The organism is Lysobacter sp. CFH 32150, assembly GCF_022758295.1.
Taxonomy (GTDB): Bacteria; Pseudomonadota; Gammaproteobacteria; order Xanthomonadales; family Xanthomonadaceae; genus CFH-32150.
Genome location: NZ_JALDWJ010000003.1, coordinates 58,750 through 80,080 on the forward strand (window position 1 = coordinate 58,750; position 21,331 = coordinate 80,080).

Here is a 21,331-nt window from a genome sequence, read left to right on the forward strand (position 1 = left end):
TCCCATGTCCGCCGCACCCCACCATTTCTTCGATGAGCGCGAAGCCGAGCGCCAGGCAGCGCTGGATCGCTATGCCATCGTCGATACCGCACCGGAACAGGCGTTCGACGACATCGTCCGGCTGGCGGCGACCTTGTGCGACGTGCCGTCTGCGGCGATCTCGCTGATCGACCATGAACGCGTGTGGTTCAAGGCACAAATCGGGATCGACCAAGCGGAAGTACCGCGGGCGCAGTCGCTGTGCGGGCAGGTAGTCGATTCACCACGGCGCACCCTGGTCGTGCATGACCTCCTGGACGATCCGAATTACGCGAAGCGTCGCCGCATCGGCGGGCAGCCGCCGCGGTTCTACGCCGGGGTGCCGTTGTTGAGCCCCGAGGGACACGCGCTAGGTGTGGTGTGCGTGATGGACGTGAAGCCGCGGGTGCTGACGCCGCGACAACTCGAAGCGTTGGACCTGCTGGCGCGACAAACCCAGCATCTGCTTGAACTGCGCCGCTATGGCCTGGAACAGCGCCGTTTGCTGTCCGAGCGCGAAGCGAGCGCACGTCGCGCCGAACACGCGCGCGACGATCTGCAGCGTCGCCATGACGACCTGCGATACACCGCCTCGCACGATGCCCTGACCGGTTTGCTCAATCGCGTTGCGTTGGCGGAACTGCACGACGATCCGGAGTCGACCCAACGGTTGCATGGCGCGCCTTATGTCATGGCGCTGCTCGATATCGACCACTTCAAGCAGGTCAACGACCGCTACGGCCACCTGCTCGGCGACCGCGCGCTGTGCGCGGTGGCGCATGCGATCACGACATCGATCCGTGGCGGCGATATTGCCGTGCGCTACGGCGGTGAGGAATTCCTGGTAGTGCTGCCGAATACGCGCCTCGACGGCGGCGCCGAAGTCGCCGAGCGCATTCGCCTCCAGGTGCTGGCGGCGGAACTTCCGTTCGAACTGACAGTGTCGATCGGCATCGCCGACGGCATGCCTGAGCAGGACACGCCGGAGAGCGTATTCGATCGCGCCGACCAGGCGCTGTACCGCGCCAAGGCGGGCGGCCGCAATCGCATCATTGCCGACGACACACCGCGGTAGGGCGGGTCTCGACCCGCCGTTTCAACGCGTCGGAAAAGCGGCGGGTCGAGACCCGCCCTACGGCCAGACCTTCGGCGGTGTACCGCGTTCCGGGTGGTGCATCTTGACCACGCAGAAGCGTTGCCCGGTCGGCGCTTCCATCACCCACCAGCGCTTCACGAACGCGATCTTCTTCGCGCCGAGCTTCTCCAGCCGCGTCGCTTCGGCATCGACGTCATCGGATTCGATGTCCAGGTGCACGCGCGAAGGATGGTCGACCTTCTGCACCTCGATGTGGAGGTCACCCGGCGTGTCGCCGAACATCGCGTAGGTGCCGGGGACGTCGCCGGCGTCGGGATCGGCGATCGTCACCCCCAACGCTTCGCTCCAGAACGTGGCGGCGGGGTCGAGGTCGTCGGTCTGGCAATCGATGATGAAACCGGCGAGGCGGCTGCGGTGGGCCATCGTAGTGCTCCGTTTGTCGACTCTCTCTCCTGCGAAGGCAGGGAAGGTTTGGGGAGGGGTTGCGTGGTGTCGCGAAAGCACTCGTCGCTGTACGCCTCGTACCCCTCACAACCTCCCCTTGCAAGCAGGGGGGAGGCGTGTCCATTACATCGGTTTTGCCAGATCGTCGAGCATCGCTTTCAGGAACCGCGCGGCCTCGCCGCCGGTGCAGGCGCGGTGATCGAAGGTCAGCGACAGCGGGATCACCTTGTGCGATTCGAAACCGCCCATCACCGGCGTCATCTGGTGGCGGCCCTTGCCGGCAGCGATGATCGCCACGCACGGCGGCACCACGATCGGCGTGGCGTAACGGCCGGCGAAGACGCCGAAGTTGGACAGCGAGATCGTGTAGCCGCTGAGTTCCGACATCGGAATGCTGCGGTCTTCGACCTGGGTGCGCAGGCGATTGACGGCTTCGCGCACGCCGCGCGCATCGAGCACGTCGGCGTTGCGCAACGCCGGCACGAACAGGCCATCGTCTGTGTCCACGGCGATGCCGATATCGACATGCGGGTGCAGGGTGCGGGTGAGCGTCTCGCCGTCGAACCAGGCGTTGAGCGCAGGCACGGCTTTGGCGGCGGCCACGATCGCGCGCACCAGGCGGCCGGTGATGTCGTTGCCGGGCGTCCACGCGTGGATGTCGGCATCGTCGCTGAGCGTGGTCGGCACGACCTTGCTGTGTGCGTCGGCCATCACCCGCGCCATGTTGCGGCGCACGCCCTTGAGCTGTTCCGGTTGCCCGCTGGCCTGCACGCCCGGCGGCTGTGTGCGCATCGGCTTGCCGGATTGCGACAGCGTGCTGCGGGTTGCGGCTGCTGTTGTGGGAGCGACGTGAGTCGCGATGCGTGCCGGAGCAGCGCTGCCGGCCGCGACTGACGTCGCTCCTACAGCAGCGGAGCCATCGCTTGCGGCGCGCTTGACGTCATCCATCGTCACGACGCCCTCGGGACCGGTCGCCCGCACGCGTGCGAGGTCGACACCGAGCTTGCGCGCCAACGCGCGCACCGCCGGCATCGCTTTGACACCGCCGACTGCGACCGCGGCTTCGCTGCGGACCGCATCGGAAGTCTGCATCGCGCCGACGACGGTACCGCTGTCTTCGCGCAGGACTTCCGTCTTCGTTTCCGGCTCCGCGGTAGGCGCGGGCGTGGCTTTCGTCGGTGCCGCGTGGCCGCCGCCGTGGTGGTGCCCGGTGTCCTGGCCTTCGGCGCGTTGCGGCAGCGACGGATCGATCTCGAACTCCGCCAGCATCGTGCCGGTGACGACGACGGCGCCGTCGCCGCCGCCGAGCTTCAGCACCTTGCCGGACACCGGTGAGGGCACTTCGACGACGGCCTTCGCGGTTTCCATCGACACCAGCGGTTCGTCGAGGCGGATGGTATCGCCGACTTTCACGAACCACTCGACGACGGTCGCGTCGGGCAGGCCTTCGCCGAGGTCGGGTAGCAGGAATGTTTTGGTCGTCATGGTTCGTCTTCCGTAGGGCGGGTCTTGACCCGCCATGATTGTCGATGGTCTTGCGAACAGCGGCGGGTCGAGACCCGCCCTACGAATGTGTGACGGCGCGCTTGGCGGCGGCGACGATCTTGTCCACGCTCGGCAGGTATTTCATCTCGAGGCGGAACAGCGGGATGTGGGTGTCGTAACCGGTGACGCGTTCAACGGGCGCGACGAGATCGAACATCGACTCCTCTGCCAGCCGCGCAGCAATCTCGGCGCCGAACCCGGCAGTCTTGGGTGCTTCATGCACGATCACGCAGCGACCGGTCTTGCTCACCGATTCGGCGATGGTGGCGAAGTCGAGCGGCTTGAGCGTGGCGACGTCGATGACCTCGGCGCTGATGCCTTCGTTCGCCAACGCGTCGGCGGCTTCCAGCGTTTCCTTCACCTGCGCGCCCCAGGTCACCAGCGTCACGTCGCTGCCATCGCGCAGCACGTAGCAGACATCCAGCGGCAATGCCTCGCCGTCGTCGGCGACGACTTCCTTGTACTGGCGGTAGATGCGCTTGGGTTCCATGAAGATCACCGGATCCGGATCGCGGATCGCGGCAAGCAACAGCCCGTACGCGCGTGCCGGCGACGACGGCATCACCACGCGCAGCCCCGGCACGTTGGTGAAGATCGATTCGTTCGCTTCGGAATGATGTTCCGGGGCGCGGATGCCGCCGCCCCACGGCACGCGCAGCACCATCGGGCAGCTCAGGCGGCCGCGGGTGCGGTAGCGCATGCGTGCGGCGTGGCAGACGATGAAGTCGACCATCGGATACATGAAACCGTCGAACTGCGCCTCGGCCACCGGCTTCATGCCTTGCGAGGCCATGCCGACGGTCAAACCGGCGATCGTGGTTTCGTCGAGCGGCGTGTCGAGCACGCGTTCGGTGCCGAAGGTCTGCGACAGGCCCGCAGTGGCGCGGAACACGCCTCCGTTGACGCCGACGTCCTCGCCGAGCACGACGACGGATTCGTCGTGGCGCATTTCATGGGCAAGCGCCTGTGTGATCGCTTCAATGAGCGTAATCGCTGTTGGCTCAGCCATTGCGCTTCTCCAGGGCAATGGCTGCCGCACGTTGCGCGAGCAGGTCCGGTGGCGGGTCGGCGTAGAGGAAGTCGAACATCGCTTCGACCGGCTGCACCGGTGTCTGCAGGTAGGCGTTGATCTCTTCGTCCACGCGCTTGCCGCAGTCCTCGGCCCAGGCTTGTTCCTGCGTCTCGTCCCACAGTTTCTGCGCAGTGAGGTAGCTGCGCAGGCGGGTTAATGGCTCGCGCGCCCATGCCGCTTTCACTTCGTCCTCGCCGCGGTAACGGCGCGCGTCGTCGGCGGTGGTGTGGTCGTGCAGGCGGTAGGTCATGAACTCGATCACGCTGCCGCCTTCGCCGCTGCGCGCGCGCGCAACGGCGCGACGCATGCCTTCCATCACCGCGATCAGGTCGTTGCCGTCGACCTGCAGGCAGTGCAGGCCGCCGGCAATGCCTTTCTGCGCCAGCGTCTGCGCGCCGGTCTGCGCCGAACGCGGCACCGAGATCGCCCAGCCGTTGTTGACCACGCACAGGATCAGCGGGAGTTTGTACGCGCCGGCGGAATTGAGCGCGGCGTAGAAGTCGGTCTTCGACGACCCGCCATCGCCGCAGGTCGCGACAGCGAGGCGATTTTCCTTGCGCAGCTTGAACGCGAGCGCGGCGCCGGCTGCCATCAGGCATTGCGTCGAGATCGGCACGCACCAGGGATAGTCGTTGCGCGGTCCGGCGAAATCGTTGCCGCGTTCGTCGCCACCCCAGTACAACAGCACTTCGCGCGGACGCACGCCACGCATGAATTGCGCACCGTACTCGCGGTAACTCGGCGCGAACACGTCTTCCGGTTGCATCGAGGCACCGATGCCGACATGCGTCGCTTCGTGTCCGAGCGAACTCGCGTACGTGCCGAGCTTGCCGGTGCGCTGCAGCGCGATCGCCTTCGCATCGAAGGTGCGCACGAACAGCATCTGCTTGAACAACGGCAGCAGCGCCTTGGCATCGGCGAATGCCGGCGGCAGTTCCGCGACGGGCACACCGTCGGGGCCGAGGTATTGCAGGTATTCGATCTGGAACTGTGCGGCGATCGTCATCGAGGAGGAGCCCAAGCCGAAGCGTAGGCGTCGATGATACCCGCGACGCGTAAACACACCGTAGCGCGTCGGATCGGGGCGTTGTGTACAGCGTAAAAAAAAGCGCGGCCGAGCCGCGCTTTTTCTGACATGGCGCCGCGGCGTAGCGTTACGGCACGCCGACGATGCGGTTCGAATACGTCGCCGTATTGTCGGCGTGATCCGGGTCCGGCGTCGTCGCGTTGGCGGTTGCGCGCAAACTCAGGAGCTGCGTGCTGTCCGAACGCGCCGGAATCGTGATCGCGACCTCGAAGCGCTGGCTGGCACCGGCCGCGAAAGCACTGGCGTCGACGCAATTCGCTTGGAAATCGCCACCGTCGTCGACCACCGCGCACTGCCAGCCCGCTGGAGCGACGATCGCCACGTTCGCCGCCGGCGCATCGCCGCGCAACGTCACCGCCGGTTGCCATGCAGCGTCCGGTCCAGCGTTGTGCAGCATCACCTGGAAGGTTTCGGTGTAGCCGTAGTGCAGCTTCTTGATCGGGCCGCCGAGGCTGACCGACAGGTCGGCGTCGGCGAGCACGGCGACCGAGGCTGCGACCTGGTTGTCGGCGTTGGCCGGATCGGTGGTCTGCGATTGGATCGCCGCAGCCATGCGCATGGCGCTGCCGCCCAGTGCATCCGGCGCGATCACGTCGAGCGCGAAAGCGGCGGTGCTGCCGGCAGCGAAGCTGGCAGTGCTGCAGGTGACGGTGGTGGTCGCGGCGTCCTGCACTGGCGCGGCGCAGGCCCATCCGTTGGCGGCGGTGATGCTCGGTGCGACCAGCGCTTCGAACACGAAGGCCACCGCAGCGAACTCGCCCGCATTCGGGCCGGCGTTGGCGACACTGACTTCGAAGTGCGCCGTTTCGCCAACGCGCACGCTCGGCGGCGCGGCGTTGGCGGTGATCGACAGATTCGCGCTGCGGAACGCCGGCACCGCGATCGTCAGGCGGACGGGGTCATGGTCGGAGACGCGGATCGGCGTACCGGCATCGTCGAAATTGTCGACGCCGAATTCGGCGTTGATGCGTGCGTGATCCACGCTGACGCCGAGCGCATTGCCCAGCAACGCCTGGTTCACCAGCACATGGTCCAGCGTCTGCGCATTGCCGTCGAACACGTAGGAGTAGCGTTGCGCAGGATCCGTGATCAGTTCCGCGCCATCCACCAGTGGCGTACTCAGCGGACTGTCGATGTAGTCCAGCACCTGGTCGGCAGCGGCTTCCTCGCCCTTGATCACGCCCATGACGTCGGTATAGCCGTCATTGAAGGCAAACGCGTTGAAGTCGCCGAGCAGTACGATTTTTTCATCCGGCTTCTGCTGCTGCAGCGACTCGACGAGACCCGCCAGGTACAGCGCCTGCTGGCCGCGCTTGGCCCTTACGCGCATGCCTTCGGTCAACCAGCCATTGGTGCCGGGGCTGAGCGAATCGTGATCGAGGAACGAGCGCAGATGGTTGACGATCACCGTCACCGGGTAGCTCGCGCCGTTGTCCTGATGCACGACGGCGCGCAGCGCCAGCGGCGGACGATCGTTGAGCACGCTGTTGCTCTGGTCGGGATTGATGAGCTTCTTGTCCGCGCCGTGCTGTTCGACCGACACGACTTCGACGCGCGCCTGGCCGGCACCGTTGTCGCGGGTGCTGATTAGGTAACCGACGTTGATGTTGTTGTTGCTCGCGGGCGCGGGGATCAGGTGGGCGACGTAACCCGGCGCACGCACGCAGGTCGTATTGATGCGCTCGGCGAGCAGGCTGAGCACGCGCAGGTTTTCGACCTCGACCACGCCGAGGATGTCGGGTGCCTTGAGGTAGTCGCAGATCGCCAGCGCGGTCTTGCCCAGGCGCTTGTCGAGCGCAGCGGCGGTCAGGGCCGGCGCGCCGTTGCCGTCGTTGACCTCGTCGAAGAAGCGCAGCAGGTTGAAGCCGCTGATGGTGACGGCCTCGTAGGCGGCGTCCTTGACGGCCTGCGGCAGCTTGCCGCCGGTGGCGGTCGGCATCGCGCCGACGTCCTGCAGCAGCGTCCAGTTGCGGTCGGCGTAGTCGAGCACGCCACGCAGGCCGCTGACTTCCGCCTGCACGTCGACGGCCAGCGGCTGGGAACCGATCTGGCCCCAGCTGCGTACCATCAGGCGTTCTGGATTGGTGTCGAAGCGCGGCGGAATCTTGCCGGCCGGCAACGGAGTGGCATCCAGCAGCGACAGGCCCGGCTCGCGGAACGGTACGGCGACGCCGGGCAGGGTGACGTAGAACACGCCGTCGGTGGTGGCAGTGGCGTCCTTCTCGATGATGCGACCGTCGGCGGCGCCCACCACGATCGAACGGGCGACGCTCACGCGCATGCTTTCCAGGCGCTCCAGCGTGCCTGGTGCCGCATCGGCGCGCAGGTCGGCGGCGGTCAGTTCGACCGGGGCCGGCAGTGCGACGCCGCTTTCGAGCAGTTCGATGGTCGGTTCGATCAACTCGGTGATGCTGAGTTGATGCGGGTTGGACGAGGGCGTGTATTCCTTGACCTTGGCGATCACGCGCACCCGGTTGCCGACCACGGCATGCGCCGGCGCGGCGCCCGCGACGAACACGAACACCGCTTCGGAAGTCGCGGCGTCCGCGTCCTGGGTCAGGCTCTGCAGGAAGAAGCCGTGCTGCTGGGCGCTGGAGAAGAACTTGCGCGCGGTGACCACGCCTTCGGTCGCCACCACCTGGCCGTTGTAGGCCGACAGCAGTCCAGTGCCCTGGATGTCGTGGATCGCGACCTGCGGGTAATCATCGTTGCGGATGCTGCCGATGCCCTGCGCGTCGCCCACCAGCGCGCCGCTGGCGTTGACGATGTCGACGACCAAGCTTTCGTCGCCTTCCGGCACGGCATCGCCGAGCGCGTCGATGCTGATGGTGACCGAGGTCTGGCCTTCCGGGATCACGACAGTGCCCGTGGCGGCCACGTAGTCGCTGCCAGTGGTGGCACTGCCGTCGGCAGTCGCGTAGTCGATGCTGACGCCGCCGGCGCCGGCGGGCTTGCTCAGCTTGAAGGTGAAGAACAACGGCGTGGTGCCATTGTCGCCTTCGCTGATGCTGGCATCGTTGATGGTCAGCTCGGGTGGACCGGCCGACACGTCGATCGTGATGTCGTCGATGCCCACCCATTCGTCGTTGCCGACGGCGTTGCTGGTGATGATCCTCACCTGGACCAGCGGTTGGTCGTCCGCCGCCGCAGGCAGCAGCGCGGACACCGGCGTGACCAGGTCCGCCGCATTCGGGGTGGTGGCATCGGCAACGAAGCCGGCGGGGATGTTGGTGAAATTGCCGCTGCTGCCGATGCGGTATTGCAGCGCCACCGGCTGCACCGCGTTGTCGGCGGAGCTGTCGAGGTCGCGCAGCTTGTAGGCGACGCTGATGCCGTGCTGGCCGGTAGTGTCCAGGTTGATCAGCACATACGGCGCGTCGGCGGTGCCGGAACCATTGAGCGCCGCCACCGGGTCGGCCAACTCGAACTCGGCAGCGCCGCCCGTGGAAAGCGTGTTGGGGCTGGTCTGGTTGGCGATGACGCTGACGACCACCGTGCCCTCGCCCAGCAAGGTCTGCGGATTGACGCCGGTCCCGCCGGTGATGTTGTCGCCGCGATAGCCGACCACGCCGGGAACGCCGGTCCAGTTGTCGTTGGTCGCAATCAGCGCCGTATTGGTCCAGCTCTGCGCGAAGGGCAGGGGCTGCGGCGTGTTGTCTGCGGAGGCGGCAAAAATTGCCGTGAACAACAAGGTGGCGAGCGCCAGGCGGCGCGCGAAGATCTTCATGCTGGGATTCCCCTGGAAGGCGCGGACGAACCCCGCGCGCGGACAGAATTGTGCCGCGATCTTGGGCTTCTGGCGTGACAACGCCGTGACCGGCAGGGCTCGGGTCCCGGACGCGTAGAATTGCCCAATGACCATCGAACACAACGAGCGCCCGCTCGAAACCGGCATCCACACCGACCTGTCCGGCCGCATGACCTATGCCGGCTACCTGCACCTGGATCGGCTGCTGTCGGCGCAGCAACCCTTGTCCAGCCCGCCGCACCACGACGAGATGCTGTTCATCGTCCAGCACCAGGTTGCGGAGCTGTGGATGAAGCTGATGATCCATGAGCTGCGCGCGGCCACCGATTACCTGCGTCGCGACCAGGTCTGGCAGACGCGCAAGGTCCTGGCGCGCTGCAAGGTGGTGCTACGTCAGTTGACCGAGATGTGGTCGGTGCTGGAAACGCTGACGCCGTCGGAGTACATGGAGTTCCGCGAGATCCTCGGACCTTCGTCGGGATTCCAGTCCCTGCAATACCGCACCATCGAATTCCTGCTGGGCAACAAGAACACGGCGATGTTGAAGGTGTTCGCGCACGATGCCGAAGGCCACGCCGGCCTGGCCGAAGTGCTGGCGGCACCGAGCCTGTACGACGAATTCCTCATCTACCTGTCGCGTTTCAACCACGCGATCCCGTCCGCGCACCTGCAGCGCGACTGGACCCATGCGCACGTGTCCGACCCGGCATTGCTCCCGGTGTTCGAGCGCATCTACGAAGACACCGATCGCTACTGGCGCGAGTACGCGCTGTGCGAGGACCTGGTCGACCTGGAATCAAACTTCCAGCTCTGGCGCTTCCGCCACATGCGCACCGTGCTGCGCATCATCGGGTTCAAGCGCGGCACCGGCGGTTCGTCGGGCGTTGGCTTCCTCAAGCAGGCGCTGGAATTGACCTTCTTCCCGGAGTTGTTCGAGGTGCGCACCAGCATCGGCCCGGGCGTTGGCTACGGCGCAACCTCGCCGGAGTGAGCGTGCCGAGGTGAAACGCAGCGAGCACGATTGCGTTGGTGCACTGATGGTGCGCAACGGTTTGGTGCTGCTGGGTCGCCGTAGGGACGATTGCGATTGGTTGGCCGGAGCCTGGGATGTGTTCGGCGGCCATATCGAACCGGGCGAAAGCGAACCGGAAGCGTTGCGGCGCGAACTGGGCGAGGAGTTGGGCATCGCACCCATCCAGGTCCAGCGCCTGGAAACGATCAGTGGCGACGTGCCGGAGCCCTGGCGACTCCATCTGTATGTCGTGACGGAATGGCAGGGCACACCGTGCAATCTCGCGCCGGAAGAACATGCGGAGTTGCGCTGGTGCACCTTGGCTGAAGCCCGGCAGCGGTTGGGCGCGGCGCACCACGATTTCCCGCGATTGCTGGCGATGGCATTGGCGCCCGCGGGCTAGCGATTGCTGCATTGCAGCAGTACGCAGCCGGTTTGACGCCACCCCGCCGAGCCGGTAAACCTCCCCGGTCCCGTGCCGCCGGCGTGGGCATTCCATTCAGTTTTGAGAGATCAGGGGACACCGCATGAGTAGTGCAGCGGCGACATCGGGCCACGCGCCCATTCCGGAATTCAAGCAGGTCATGGGGCATCCCAAACCGCTGTGGATGCTGTTCATGACCGAATTCTGGGAACGCTTCGCGTTCTACGGGATTCGCTGGGCGCTGGCGCTGTACATCGTCGCGCAGTTCTACGACGGCTCGGGCACGGGTGAGCAGCCGGCGAACAAGTTGTACGGCGCGTATCTGGCGCTGGTGTACGCCGCGGCGATCTTCGGCGGCTACGTCGCCGACCGGGTCCTGGGGTACCAGCGCTCGATCCTGCTCGGCGCGGTGATCATGGCGACGGGCCTGTTCCTGATCGCCATGCCCGACCAGACGATGTTCAAGCTGGGCCTGGCCACGATCATCGCGGGCAACGGCCTGTTCAAGCCGAACATCTCGACCATGGTCGGCAAGCTCTACCCGGTAGGCGATGAACGCCGCGACTCGGGCTTCACCATTTTCTACATGGGCATCAACCTCGGCGCGATGGTTTCGCCGCTGCTCACCGGCTGGCTTGCCGAACAGATTTTCGGCACGCCGGACATGCCGGCCTACAAGGTGGTCTTCATCACCGCCGGCATCGGCATGCTGATCAGCCTGGTGTGGTTCTGGTTCGGCCGTCGCCAGCTCGAAGGCATCGGCCGCCCCCTCGTGGGCGGCGAGAACAAGGCCCGCGTGCTGTACACGCTGATCGGCGCGCTGTTGGCGATTCCGGCCATCTTCTACCTGCTGACCATCGATGCCGAGACGCTGAACTGGTGGGTGCTGACCCCGATGTTCGTCGCCCTGTGCGTGCTGATCCTGATCGAAGGCGTCCGCGAAGGCGCCATCCAGCGCGACCGCGCGATCGCGATGCTGATCATCTTCGTGTTCAACATCCTGTTCTGGATGTTCTTCGAACAGGCCGGCAGCTCCTTCAACTTCCTCGCCGAGAAGATCGTCGACCGCACCTTCGGCGACTGGACGTTCCCGGTCGCGTGGTTCCAGTCGGTGAACTCGCTGGCGATCATCGCTTTCGCGCCGGTCCTGGCGTGGCTGTGGATCCGCCTGGGCAAGGCGAATCCGTCGATCCCGCGCAAGTTCGGCCTGGGCCTGATCTTCAACGGCCTGGCCTTCCTGCTGCTGATGTTCGCGCTGACCAGCCTGCTCGACATCGACAACAAGATCCCGTTCTGGACCCTCTTCATGGTCTACGTGATCCAGTCGGTCGGCGAGCTGTGCCTGTCCCCGATCGGCCTGTCGATGGTGACCAAGCTCGCGCCGCTGCGCCTGGTCGGTTTCGGCATGGGCGGCTGGTTCCTGTCGACCGGCATCGGCAACAACCTGTCGGGCATCTTCGCCGGCCACGTCAGCGGCGATACCGGCATGACCACGACCTCCGCGCTCGCTGGCTACACCTTCGGTTTCTGGCTGCTGCTGGGCGCCGGCGTGCTGTTGTTCCTGATCGCGCCGCTGATCCAGAAGTTGATGCACGGCGTGAAGTAAGCCGTCGTTCGATTGGCAAAAGAAAACGGCGGCCTCGGCCGCCGTTTTCGTTACTACGTCCTTCGATTCATTCCATCATCGCCGGCAAGCCCTGTTTCGCCAGCTTGTCGATCAGCTTGTCGAGTTGCGCACGCTCCTCGGCACTGAGCGTCGCCAGCAGCCGGCGTTCACGCTCCAGCGCCAGCGGCACGATTTCGTCGTAGATGCGGTAGCCGGCCTCGGACAGCGTCAGCACCGAACGACGACGGTCGTCGCCGTGCATCTCGCGCAGCAGTAGGCCGCGTTCGAGCAGGTGCGCGACGGCGCGGCTGACCGCGACCTTGTCCATCGCGGTGCGCTCGGCCACCGCGTTCGCCGACAACTCCGGGTAACGCCCCAGGACCGCTATCACGCGCCACTCGGTGATGCCGAAGCCGAAGCGCGCCTGGTACAGCCGTGCCACGCCCTGGCTGACCCGGTTCGACAGCACGCTGAGGCGGTAGGGCAGGAAATGGTCGAGGTCGAGCTCGGCGTGCCCGGGTTTGCGGGTGTTCATATGGCGACTTGCCTTGAATATGGTTTCAGATGAAACTATGGAGATCGAAGTCCAACCGTCCCCAACGGAAGAATGCCATGAGCACGCAGCGCGCTGTCACAACTCCGGCCGTCACTGGCCCGAATCTCGGCATGCAGGTCACCACTTTCGAGAACCCGATGGGCATCGACGGATTCGAGTTCGTCGAGTTTGCCGCGCCCGCGGCACAGGGGGAACTGCTGCACGACTACTTCCGCAAGATGGGTTTCAGCGCGGTGCTGCGCCACAAAACCCGGCCGATCACCGTCTATCGCCAGGGCGGCGTGAACTTCCTGGTCAACGAGGATCCGGATTCCTTCGCCGCCGATTTTGCCAAGGCCCACGGTCCATGCGCGTGCGGGTTCGCGATCCGCTTCCAGAAGCCGGCGCAGGTGGTGTTCGACACCGTGCTCGGCAATGGTGGTGAAGCGATCACGCACAAGGAGGCCAGCAAGGCCGTCGATGCGCCGGTGGTGAAGGGCATCGGTGACTGCATGCTGTACCTGGTCGATCGCTACGGCGACAAGGGTTCGATGTACGAAGACTTCGCGCCGATCCCGAGCGCCGACCAGCACCCGCAGGGGTTCGGCCTGACTTTCATCGACCACCTCACCCACAACCTCTACTTCGGCAACATGCAGAAGTGGTCGGATTACTACGAACGCCTGTTCAACTTCCGCGAGATCCGCTACTTCGACATCAAGGGCGCCAAGACCGGCCTGGTGTCCAAGGCGATGACCGCGCCGGACGGCGTGGTGCGCATCCCGCTCAACGAATCGTCGGATCCGAAGTCTCAGATCAACGAATATCTCGACGCCTACAAGGGCGAGGGCATCCAGCACATCGCCTGTTTCACCGACGACATCTACACGACGGTGGAAGCGATGCGCGCCGCCGGCATCGCCTTCCTCGACACGCCCGACACCTATTTCGAGGTGATCGACCAGCGTGTGCCGAACCATGGTGAAGACGTCGCGCGGCTGAAGAAGAACAAGATCCTGATCGACGCCGATGCGGAAACCAAGCAACGCAAGCTGCTGCAGATCTTTACCCAGAACGCGATCGGCCCGATCTTCTTCGAGATCATCCAGCGCAAGGGCAACGAGGGTTTCGGCGAAGGCAACTTCCAGGCGTTGTTCGAGAGCATCGAGCGCGACCAGATGAAGCGCGGGGTGTTGTAATTCGTAGGGCGGGTCTTGACCCGCCGTTGCAGGCTCGGCGGCGGGTCAAGACCCGCCCTACATGGAACGCGGAATGAAATCGAACGGTTACCAATCCGGCTTCGGCAACAGTTTCGCCACCGAGGCGGTGCTGGGCGCGTTGCCGCAGGGACAGAACTCGCCACAGCGCGTCGCGCATGGCTTGTATGCGGAACAGCTCTCGGGCACGGCATTCACCGCGCCGCGCAGCGAGAACCGGCGCAGTTGGTTGTATCGGATTCGCCCGGCGGCGATGCACGGCACGTTCGCGCCGTTCCTCCACTCACATTTCCATAACGATTTCGGCACTGGCCCGGTCACGCCGGATCAACTGCGCTGGAATCCGTTGCCGCTGCCCGCAGCGCCGGTCGATTTCATCGATGGTTTGTTCACCATGGCCGGCAACGGCTCGCCGGCGGCGCAGCATGGCGTTGGCATCCACCTGTACGCCGCGAATCGCGACATGCAGGGCCGCTTCTTCTACGACGCGGATGGCGAGTTGCTGGTCGTGCCCCAGCAGGGACGGCTGCATATCGCCACCGAACTCGGTGTGCTGGAGGTGGAACCGCAGGAGATCGCGGTGATCCCGCGCGGCGTGCGTTTCCGTGTGGAACTGCCGGATGGCGCATCGCGTGGTTATGTGTGCGAGAACTTCGGCGCGCAGTTGCGCTTGCCGGACCTCGGCCCGATCGGCAGCAACGGCCTCGCCAATTCGCGCGATTTCCTTACGCCAAATGCCGCGTATGAAGATGCGGAAGGTGAGTTCGAACTGATCGCCAAATTCCAGGGTCACCTCTGGCGCGCGACGATCGGCCACTCGCCGCTGGACGTGGTCGCCTGGCACGGCAACTACGCGCCATACAAGTACGACCTGCGCCGTTTCAACACCATCGGTTCGATCAGCTTCGATCACCCCGATCCCAGCATCTTCCTGGTGCTGACCTCGCCCAGCGACACGCCGGGCGTCGGCAACATGGACTTCGTGATCTTCCCGCCGCGCTGGCTGGTGGCGCAGCACACGTTCCGGCCGCCGTGGTTCCACCGCAATATCGCCAGCGAGTTCATGGGCCTGGTCCATGGTGCTTACGACGCCAAGGCCGAAGGTTTCGCACCTGGCGGTGCATCGCTGCACAACTGCATGACCGGACACGGCCCGGACGCGGCGACGTTCGAGAAGGCCAGCAATGCCGAGTTGTCGAAGCCGGACGTCATCGCCGACACCATGGCGTTCATGTTCGAGACGCGCGCCGTGATCCGGCCAACGCAGCAGGCGCTCGATACCGCGCATCGGCAGCGCGATTACCAGGCGTGCTGGGCGGGATTGCAGAAGCACTTCAAGCCAGTCGGCTGATGTCGCTCAGGCGACGGCAGATCCCAACGCGAGGCGTTCGATCCGCACCTGCTCCAGCTTGGGCAGGTGCACTTCCGGGATGATCTCGGCCATGCGTTCGGCCACGCGTTGCGCGTACGAGGCGTTGGCGATGGACTGGATGTGGCGTAGCGCCTTCATCATCCGGTAGACCAGTTCGTCCTCGCTGGGGCTGGTCTGGATCTCCGCCTTCAGCGCCACCGATTCCGGATCGCGTTGCAACTGCAGCATGTCGAGCAGGTACATCTTGGTGGCGGCGAGCGAGCGCCGCGATGCTGGTGCCGGGCATGCAACGACAGCGGTAGACGGTTCGCGCGCGGCTGGCACGGCGCGGAGGGGCGTCGGTGTTGTTGCGGGCGTGCTGCGAAAAACATTCGCCGCCGCTGCAAGCGTGTTCGTGGTCGCGTGCTGTTCGCCCAGGTAGCCATCGCGGACCAGCCGATCGAGCGCTGCAAGAATGTCCGGGCCGAGCAGGCCGATCAGGTCGTTGCGACTCCGCTTGCCGTCGCTGAGGATCAGCGCGCGGCGTTCGGCCAGGCTGAGGCCAGCCGAGCGTTGATCGAGCAGGGCAGCACGAGCTTTCTCGGTCTTGATGAGCAACATGGCGGCATCCCCCCGGAGGCGGGTCACCGTAAGCGGCAGGGATGAAGCCGCTGTGACAGTTTCGCGGCAGTTGACGCCGGGCGGTTAGGCTGCGGGCTTTCCGGCCAGGAGTTTGATGATGAGAACGATGCTGCCGTGGCTGCTGCCAATCCTCGTGCTGGCCGCGTGCAAGGCCGAGCGGCCTGCCGAACCCGCAGCGCCGGCAGCGGAACGCCCCGACCAGCCTGCTGCCGACATGCCACCGGCGGCCGCGACAGTCGCTGCGCCATCGCTCCCGACAGGTCCGATACCAGCCGCCGGGGCCATCACGTTCGCCGGTTTCGGTCCCGCCAGCTTCGGTGCCAACGATGAAGCAGTGCGCATGGCCTGGGGCAAGGATCTGGGTGATGTGTATGCCGGTGAGGCAGGCGGCTGCTACTACCTGTTCCCGCAACCGCAACCCGAGGGCAGCTATCGCCTCGGCTTCATGATCGAAGGCAACAAGTTCGCGCGCATCGACGTCGACACCGCCGAGATCGTCGCCCCTGGCGGGGGCAAGGTCGGCATGAGCGCCGAGGAGATCGGCAAGTTGTACGCCGGTCGCATCGAAGAGCAGCCGCACAAGTACGATCCGGACGGCAAGTACTTGCGCATCAAGGACAGCGCCGGCGGCGCTGGCGTACTGCTCTTTGAAGTCAACGCGGGCAAGGTCAGCGAATGGCGCATAGGCGTCCCGCCACAGGTTGATTACGTCGAAGGTTGCTCGTGAGGTTTTGCCAATGCCGGCATGGCTTCGGCATAGAATCGCCGGGCTGAGCCAAGGGAGGCTGGACCATGTTCGAGGCACTCGGGTTGTTCGCGCTGGGCTTGCTGCTGCTGGCGCTCGGTGGTGATTCGCTGGTCAAAGGCGCCTCCGGGCTGTCGCAGCGCTATGGCCTGTCGCCGTTCGCCACCGGCCTGTTGCTGGTCGCCTTCGGCACTTCGCTGCCGGAACTGGCGGTCAATGCACGCGCAGTGTGGGCCGGGAGCCAGGCGCTGGCATTGGGCAACGCGGTCGGCAGCAACATCGTCAATTTCGGTTTGACTCTTGGCCTCGCCGCGGTGGTCGCGCCACTGCTGGTGCGTTGGCGCGTGCTGGCGCCGCTATTGCTGTGTTTCATCGCAGTCAGCGTGCTGGTGGTCGTACTGGGCTGGGATGGCGTATTGAGCCGGATCGAAGGCATGGTGCTGCTGCTCGCCTTCGTCGCCGTGCTGGCCTTCGCTCTGGCCCGCACCAAGCACGAAGCGGCGGAACTGCGCGAGGACATCGCCGCGTTTTCGAACACCCGCACCGATCCCCTGCTCAATACCCTGCGTTTCATCATCGCCGCGGTGCTGCTGTACTTCGGCGCGAAGTGGGTGGTGCAAGCGGCGCCGATCGTCGGCGTCGGCCTCGGCATGGAACCGCTGCTCACCGGCCTGCTGCCGGTGGCGATCGGCACCGCGCTGCCGGAAATCGCCGCCGCCGTCGTCGCCGCGCGGCGCGGGCAGGGCGACATGGTGGCCGGTCATGTGATCGGTTCCAGCCTGTTCAACCTCACCGTAGTGCTCGGGGGCATGGCCGCGTTCCGCGCGACGCCGGTACCGACTTCGTTCGTCCATTTCGAAGTGCCGGCCGCGCTGGCGTTCGCGTTGGTGTTGTATCCGATGCTCAAGGGCGACCTGCGCATCAGCAGGCGCGAAGGCGGCATCCTGCTGGCGGCCTTCGTGGCGTGGGTGGCGTTCGAGCTGTACGCGATGCAGCACTGACGCATGCGGCAGAACGGTCCCGGCGCGCGTCCATTGCCGAGGCGCGCACTGCGTGCGCTGAGCGAATTCTTTCGCCTGGAAGCCGCCGGCGGCATCGTCCTGATCGCTGCTGCGGCGTTGGCACTGATTGTTGCGAACTCGCCGTTGCGTGGGCTGTACGAGAATTTCCAGCAGCTGCCGCTGGACGTACGCATCGGCAGCTTCGGGATCGCCAAGCCGTTGCTGCTATGGATCAACGACGGTCTGATGGCGTTGTTCTTCCTGCTGGTCGCGCTGGAGATCAAACGCGAAACGCTGAGCGGGCAACTGGCCGGGCGCGCCCAGATGTTGCTGCCGCTGGTCTGCGCCACGGCCGGCGTCATCGTGCCTGCGCTGTTGTTCACCGCGTTCAACCACGGCGATGCCCCCACGATGCGTGGCTGGGCGGTGCCGACCGCGACCGACATCGCGTTCGCGCTCGGCGTGCTGGCGTTACTCGGTTCGCGCGTGCCGGCGGCGATGAAACTGCTGCTGTCGACGATCGCGGTGGTCGATGACCTGATCGCGATCCTGATCATCGCGCTGTTCTATGCGCATGGCCTGTCGCTGGTCGCGCTGGCCTGGGCCGGCGCTGCGTTGTTCGCGATGTGGCTGCTCAACCGGCGCGGCGTGACTGCGTTGACACCCTATCTGTTGCTCGGGGTGGTGCTGTGGGTGTGCGTGCTGAAGTCGGGCGTGCACGCGACATTGGCCGGCGTCGCTACCGGGTTGATGATTCCGCACGTGGATTCGAGTAACGACATCCCCGACGAGATAGAACATTCGCCGCTGGAACGCCTCGAGCACGCGCTGCATCCCTGGGTCGCGTACGCGATCCTGCCGCTGTTCGCGTTCGCCAACGCCGGCCTCGCGCTCGGTGGACTCGGCGTCGACGACATGCTCTCCGCCTTGCCGCTGGGTATCGTGCTGGCGCTGGTACTGGGCAAGCCGATCGGCATCGTCGGCGCGGCGCTGTTGCTGAAGGCGTTCGGCTGGGTGCGCATGCCGGCGGGCATGGATCTGCGCGCGTTGTTCGGGCTCGGCGTGTTGTGCGGGATTGGCTTCACCATGAGCCTGTTCATCGCCTCGCTGGCGTATCACGACCCGTTGCGCTATGACGAAGCCGTGCTCGGCGTGCTCGCCGCGTCGGTGCTGGCGGCACTGGGTGGTTACGCGTGGTTGCGGGTGACGCTGCCCGCACCCGGCACGCAGGACTGACACGTGCGGCACGCGCTGGTCTTCGGCGGTAGCGGGCAGATCGGCGTGCCGCTGCTGGATCGACTCCACGATGCCGGTTGGCGCGTCACAGCGGTCTCACGCACGCCGCACCACGACCAACCCGGCTTGCATTGGTTGCAAGGCGACCTCGATCATGTCGACGGGTTGCCGCGCGCCGTCGATGCAATCTTCAGCTGCGGCCCGCTCGATCATTTCGCACGCTGGTATGCGGCCTCGAAGGTCGATGCGGTACGCGTACTCGCCTTCGGCTCGACCAGCATCGAAGTCAAGCGTGGCTCCGCCGATCCAGAAGAACGCGAAGTCGCGCAACGACTGCGCACGGGCGAACGCGGCGTGTTCGAAACCGCTGCCGCGCGTGGCGCCAACGCCACGCTGCTGCGGCCGACCCTCGTCTATGGTGCCGGCCGTGATCGCACGCTGACGCGCATCGCCACGCTCGCGCGGGAGTGGGGGCGCTTCGTGTTGCCACGCAATGCGCATGGCCTGCGCCAGCCGGTGCATGTCGATGATCTTGCCGCAGCGGCCTTCGCCGCCTGCGATGTGGTGGCGACGCACGGCCAGGCTTACGCACTGCCTGGCGGCGAGACCCTGCCGTACCGAGATATGGTCGCGCGCGTGCTCGCCGTGCTGGAGCCGCCACCGCAGTTGATCGAAGTGCCATCGCCACTGTTCACCGCCGCGTTGCTCGGCGCGCGCGCGCTCGGACGCATCGGCGGCTTCGGCGATGCAGCGGTCGCGCGCATGCGCAGCGACTTGGTATTCGACATGGAACCGGCACGTCGCGATTTTGGTTACGCACCGCGGCAGTTCCGGCCGACTGCGGCGATGTTCGGCTCGTAGGGTGGGCTTTAGCCCACCGTTTTCGCGTGATGGTGGGCTTAAGCCCACCCTACGACACCCGCAGGCAAAGATCGTTGCGATGTTCAGCGGGGATTGAGCAGGCCGCGGCATCCTGCACGTATGCAAACACTGCGTCGCCGACTCTGCCTCGCTCTCGTGGCTGGCATCGCCACGCCACTATTTGCCGCGCCGTCTTCGCCGGCCACTGAGATCGAATTGTTGATCGCCCGGGTCGAGCAGGCGCGCGGCGTGGTCTTCATCCGCAATGGCCGCGAATACAGCGCGGACGAAGCGGCCACGCACTTGCGGCGCAAGCTGAAAGCGGCGCGCGGGCGCATCCGCACGCCGGAACAGTTCATCGAACACCTTGGTACGCGCTCGTCCGTCACCGGAAAACCGTATCGCGTGCGTTTGCCGGATGGCCGTTCGCTCGACAGCGCGGCCTGGTTGCGGCAGTTGCTGCGCGACGTACGCGCGCAGCGCTGATCGTAGGGCGGGTCTTGACCCGCCGTGTCGCTAACGGTGGCGGGTCAAGACCCGCCCTACAATTCTTCTGCGCGCGGCATCGGCCGCGCCTTCGCCAGCGCGCGCAGCGCGATCAGCAGCACGCCACCGAGCACCATCGCGCCGCCGAGCAACAGGCGCGGGCCGGGACGATCGCCCCAGAACGCCATGCCGAGCGCGACCGCAATCACCGGCACGAGCAGCAGCCACGGCGTCACCCGCGCGACCGGATGTCGTTGCACCAGCACGAAATACAGGCCGTGCCCAAGCAGCGACGACACGAACGCAGCATACGCAGCACCCGCCCAGGCGACCCAGCTCGCTGACGGCAGTTGCGCGATCGCACCCGGTTCGAGCACGGCGCTGATCGCCAGCAACGGCCCCACGCTGATGACTGCGGTCCAGCCTTGCTGGCTGAACACATCGAGTCCGCGCAGGCCCCGCATCAGCACAGTACCGATCGCAAGCAGCAGCGCCGAAACCAGCATCACCAGCAGTGCGATTGGATGATCGAGCACCAGCGGATCGAAGCCGAGCACCAGCACGCCCGCAAAGCTGATCGCAACCGCAACTGCGGTGCGCCAGCCGAAGCGCTCGCCAAGCACCGCCCATGCCAGCAGCGCAGCCATCGGCACGTAGCTCTGCATCACGATCGCTGGCGAGGAGATATCGCCGGCGAGCTTGAGTGCAGCGAAACCGAGGCTGAGATGCAATACGCCGACGCAGATGCAGACCGCGAGCAGTCGCGGCCATTGCCCCGGTGCGGGACGCTTGAGGAAGAACACCAGCGGCAGTGCCAGCAGCACGAAGCGCAGCGCGGTGAACAGGAACGGAGGGATTTCGCGCAGGGCGTAGGCGGAGGTGAGGAAGTTCGCTGCCCAGGCGACGCAGATGATCAGGACCAGGACGATGTCGCGGATGGGCATTGGTTTCTATTCGCCTTTTCGCTCGTTATTCCTGCGAAAGCAGGGGTCCAGCGACTTTGCTCGTGCCCCTGCCGTCATCCCGGCAAGAGCCGGGACCCATTTGACTTCAGCTCTTGCTTTAGGAGTTGGAGCAAGAGCATTCCGCTGCTGCGCAGCGGGTCACTTTTCTTTGCTGGCCCAAAGAAAAGTAACCAAAAGAAATGGCCTCCTCGGTAAGAGCACAGCGCGCGGCGTGGAGGTCACCGAGATTTTTCGACTCGG

The 21,331-nt window shown here is 65.6% G+C and carries 19 protein-coding genes; 11 read left to right on the top strand and 8 right to left on the bottom strand.

Annotation, left to right across the window (positions count from 1 at the left end; all coding sequences use genetic code 11):
- The first annotated feature begins 4 nt into the window (after nt 1–4).
- The gene (locus MO486_RS06495) at nt 5–1,093 is read left to right on the top strand and encodes a sensor domain-containing diguanylate cyclase (RefSeq protein ID WP_242905433.1); all 1,089 of its coding nucleotides are present in this window, start codon (nt 5–7) and stop codon (nt 1,091–1,093) included.
- A 57-nt stretch (nt 1,094–1,150) separates the two neighbouring features.
- Here the strand turns inward: MO486_RS06495 and MO486_RS06500 are convergent, their stop codons facing one another.
- The 5 genes from MO486_RS06500 to MO486_RS06520 form a co-directional block, all read right to left on the bottom strand.
- A complete protein-coding gene (locus MO486_RS06500) occupies nt 1,151–1,537 on the bottom strand; it encodes a VOC family protein (protein ID WP_242905435.1) in 387 nt (128 codons plus the stop codon).
- A gap of 144 nt (nt 1,538–1,681) precedes the next feature.
- Nucleotides 1,682–3,043: a dihydrolipoamide acetyltransferase family protein gene (locus tag MO486_RS06505; RefSeq protein WP_242905437.1), complete on the bottom strand. Its 1,362-nt coding sequence runs from the start codon at nt 3,041–3,043 to the stop codon at nt 1,682–1,684.
- A gap of 79 nt (nt 3,044–3,122) precedes the next feature.
- On the bottom strand, nt 3,123–4,112 hold the full coding sequence (locus MO486_RS06510) for an alpha-ketoacid dehydrogenase subunit beta (protein WP_242905439.1): 990 nt from the start codon (nt 4,110–4,112) through the stop codon (nt 3,123–3,125).
- Nucleotides 4,105–5,181 carry a pyruvate dehydrogenase (acetyl-transferring) E1 component subunit alpha gene (pdhA, locus tag MO486_RS06515; protein ID WP_242905441.1) on the bottom strand — a complete coding sequence of 359 codons (1,077 nt, stop codon included), beginning with the start codon at nt 5,179–5,181 and terminating at the stop codon, nt 4,105–4,107. The genes MO486_RS06510 and pdhA overlap by 8 nt, the downstream gene beginning before the upstream one ends.
- Nucleotides 5,182–5,329: 148 nt before the next feature.
- Nucleotides 5,330–8,989 carry a Calx-beta domain-containing protein gene (locus MO486_RS06520; protein ID WP_242905442.1) on the bottom strand — a complete coding sequence of 1,220 codons (3,660 nt, stop codon included), beginning with the start codon at nt 8,987–8,989 and terminating at the stop codon, nt 5,330–5,332.
- 127 nt (nt 8,990–9,116) lie between these two features.
- Between MO486_RS06520 and MO486_RS06525 the strand changes: the two genes are divergently transcribed.
- The 3 genes from MO486_RS06525 (at nt 9,117) to MO486_RS06535 (ending at nt 12,052) form a co-directional block, all read left to right on the top strand.
- Nucleotides 9,117–10,001, top strand: a complete 885-nt coding sequence (locus MO486_RS06525; protein WP_242905443.1) for a tryptophan 2,3-dioxygenase family protein — start codon at nt 9,117–9,119, stop codon at nt 9,999–10,001.
- A gap of 10 nt (nt 10,002–10,011) precedes the next feature.
- Nucleotides 10,012–10,425 carry an NUDIX domain-containing protein gene (locus MO486_RS06530; RefSeq protein ID WP_242905444.1) on the top strand — a complete coding sequence of 138 codons (414 nt, stop codon included), beginning with the start codon at nt 10,012–10,014 and terminating at the stop codon, nt 10,423–10,425.
- Nucleotides 10,426–10,549: 124 nt separating this feature from the next.
- The gene (locus MO486_RS06535) at nt 10,550–12,052 is read left to right on the top strand and encodes an oligopeptide:H+ symporter (protein ID WP_242905445.1); all 1,503 of its coding nucleotides are present in this window, start codon (nt 10,550–10,552) and stop codon (nt 12,050–12,052) included.
- A 67-nt stretch (nt 12,053–12,119) separates the two neighbouring features.
- Here the strand turns inward: MO486_RS06535 and MO486_RS06540 are convergent, their stop codons facing one another.
- Nucleotides 12,120–12,587, bottom strand: coding sequence for a MarR family winged helix-turn-helix transcriptional regulator (locus tag MO486_RS06540; RefSeq protein WP_242905446.1), 468 nt, complete (start codon nt 12,585–12,587; stop codon nt 12,120–12,122).
- Nucleotides 12,588–12,718: 131 nt separating this feature from the next.
- Between MO486_RS06540 and hppD the strand changes: the two genes are divergently transcribed.
- Together hppD and hmgA are read left to right on the top strand one after the other, a co-directional pair.
- Nucleotides 12,719–13,786: a 4-hydroxyphenylpyruvate dioxygenase gene (gene hppD, locus MO486_RS06545; RefSeq protein WP_242905963.1), complete on the top strand. Its 1,068-nt coding sequence runs from the start codon at nt 12,719–12,721 to the stop codon at nt 13,784–13,786.
- A gap of 73 nt (nt 13,787–13,859) precedes the next feature.
- Nucleotides 13,860–15,155 carry a homogentisate 1,2-dioxygenase gene (gene hmgA, locus MO486_RS06550; protein WP_242905447.1) on the top strand — a complete coding sequence of 432 codons (1,296 nt, stop codon included), beginning with the start codon at nt 13,860–13,862 and terminating at the stop codon, nt 15,153–15,155.
- A gap of 6 nt (nt 15,156–15,161) precedes the next feature.
- Here the strand turns inward: hmgA and MO486_RS06555 are convergent, their stop codons facing one another.
- Complete coding sequence (locus MO486_RS06555) at nt 15,162–15,776, bottom strand: hypothetical protein (RefSeq protein ID WP_242905449.1); 615 nt, start codon at nt 15,774–15,776, stop codon at nt 15,162–15,164.
- A gap of 118 nt (nt 15,777–15,894) precedes the next feature.
- On the opposite strand from MO486_RS06555, the gene MO486_RS06560 reads away from it, so the two are divergent.
- The 5 genes from MO486_RS06560 (at nt 15,895) to MO486_RS06580 (ending at nt 20,126) form a co-directional block, all read left to right on the top strand.
- Entirely contained in the window at nt 15,895–16,524 is a 630-nt protein-coding gene (locus MO486_RS06560) for a hypothetical protein (protein ID WP_242905451.1), read from the top strand.
- 65 nt (nt 16,525–16,589) lie between these two features.
- On the top strand, nt 16,590–17,543 hold the full coding sequence (locus MO486_RS06565; RefSeq protein ID WP_242905457.1) for a calcium/sodium antiporter: 954 nt from the start codon (nt 16,590–16,592) through the stop codon (nt 17,541–17,543).
- A gap of 3 nt (nt 17,544–17,546) precedes the next feature.
- Nucleotides 17,547–18,779, top strand: a complete 1,233-nt coding sequence (nhaA, locus tag MO486_RS06570; RefSeq protein ID WP_242905461.1) for a Na+/H+ antiporter NhaA — start codon at nt 17,547–17,549, stop codon at nt 18,777–18,779.
- Between the two features lie 3 nt (nt 18,780–18,782).
- Entirely contained in the window at nt 18,783–19,640 is an 858-nt protein-coding gene (locus MO486_RS06575; protein WP_242905462.1) for an NAD-dependent epimerase/dehydratase family protein, read from the top strand.
- Between the two features lie 120 nt (nt 19,641–19,760).
- A complete protein-coding gene (locus MO486_RS06580; protein WP_242905463.1) occupies nt 19,761–20,126 on the top strand; it encodes a DUF5329 domain-containing protein in 366 nt (121 codons plus the stop codon).
- 56 nt (nt 20,127–20,182) lie between these two features.
- Here the strand turns inward: MO486_RS06580 and MO486_RS06585 are convergent, their stop codons facing one another.
- On the bottom strand, nt 20,183–21,070 hold the full coding sequence (locus tag MO486_RS06585; RefSeq protein ID WP_242905464.1) for a DMT family transporter: 888 nt from the start codon (nt 21,068–21,070) through the stop codon (nt 20,183–20,185).
- Nucleotides 21,071–21,331 lie beyond the last annotated feature (261 nt).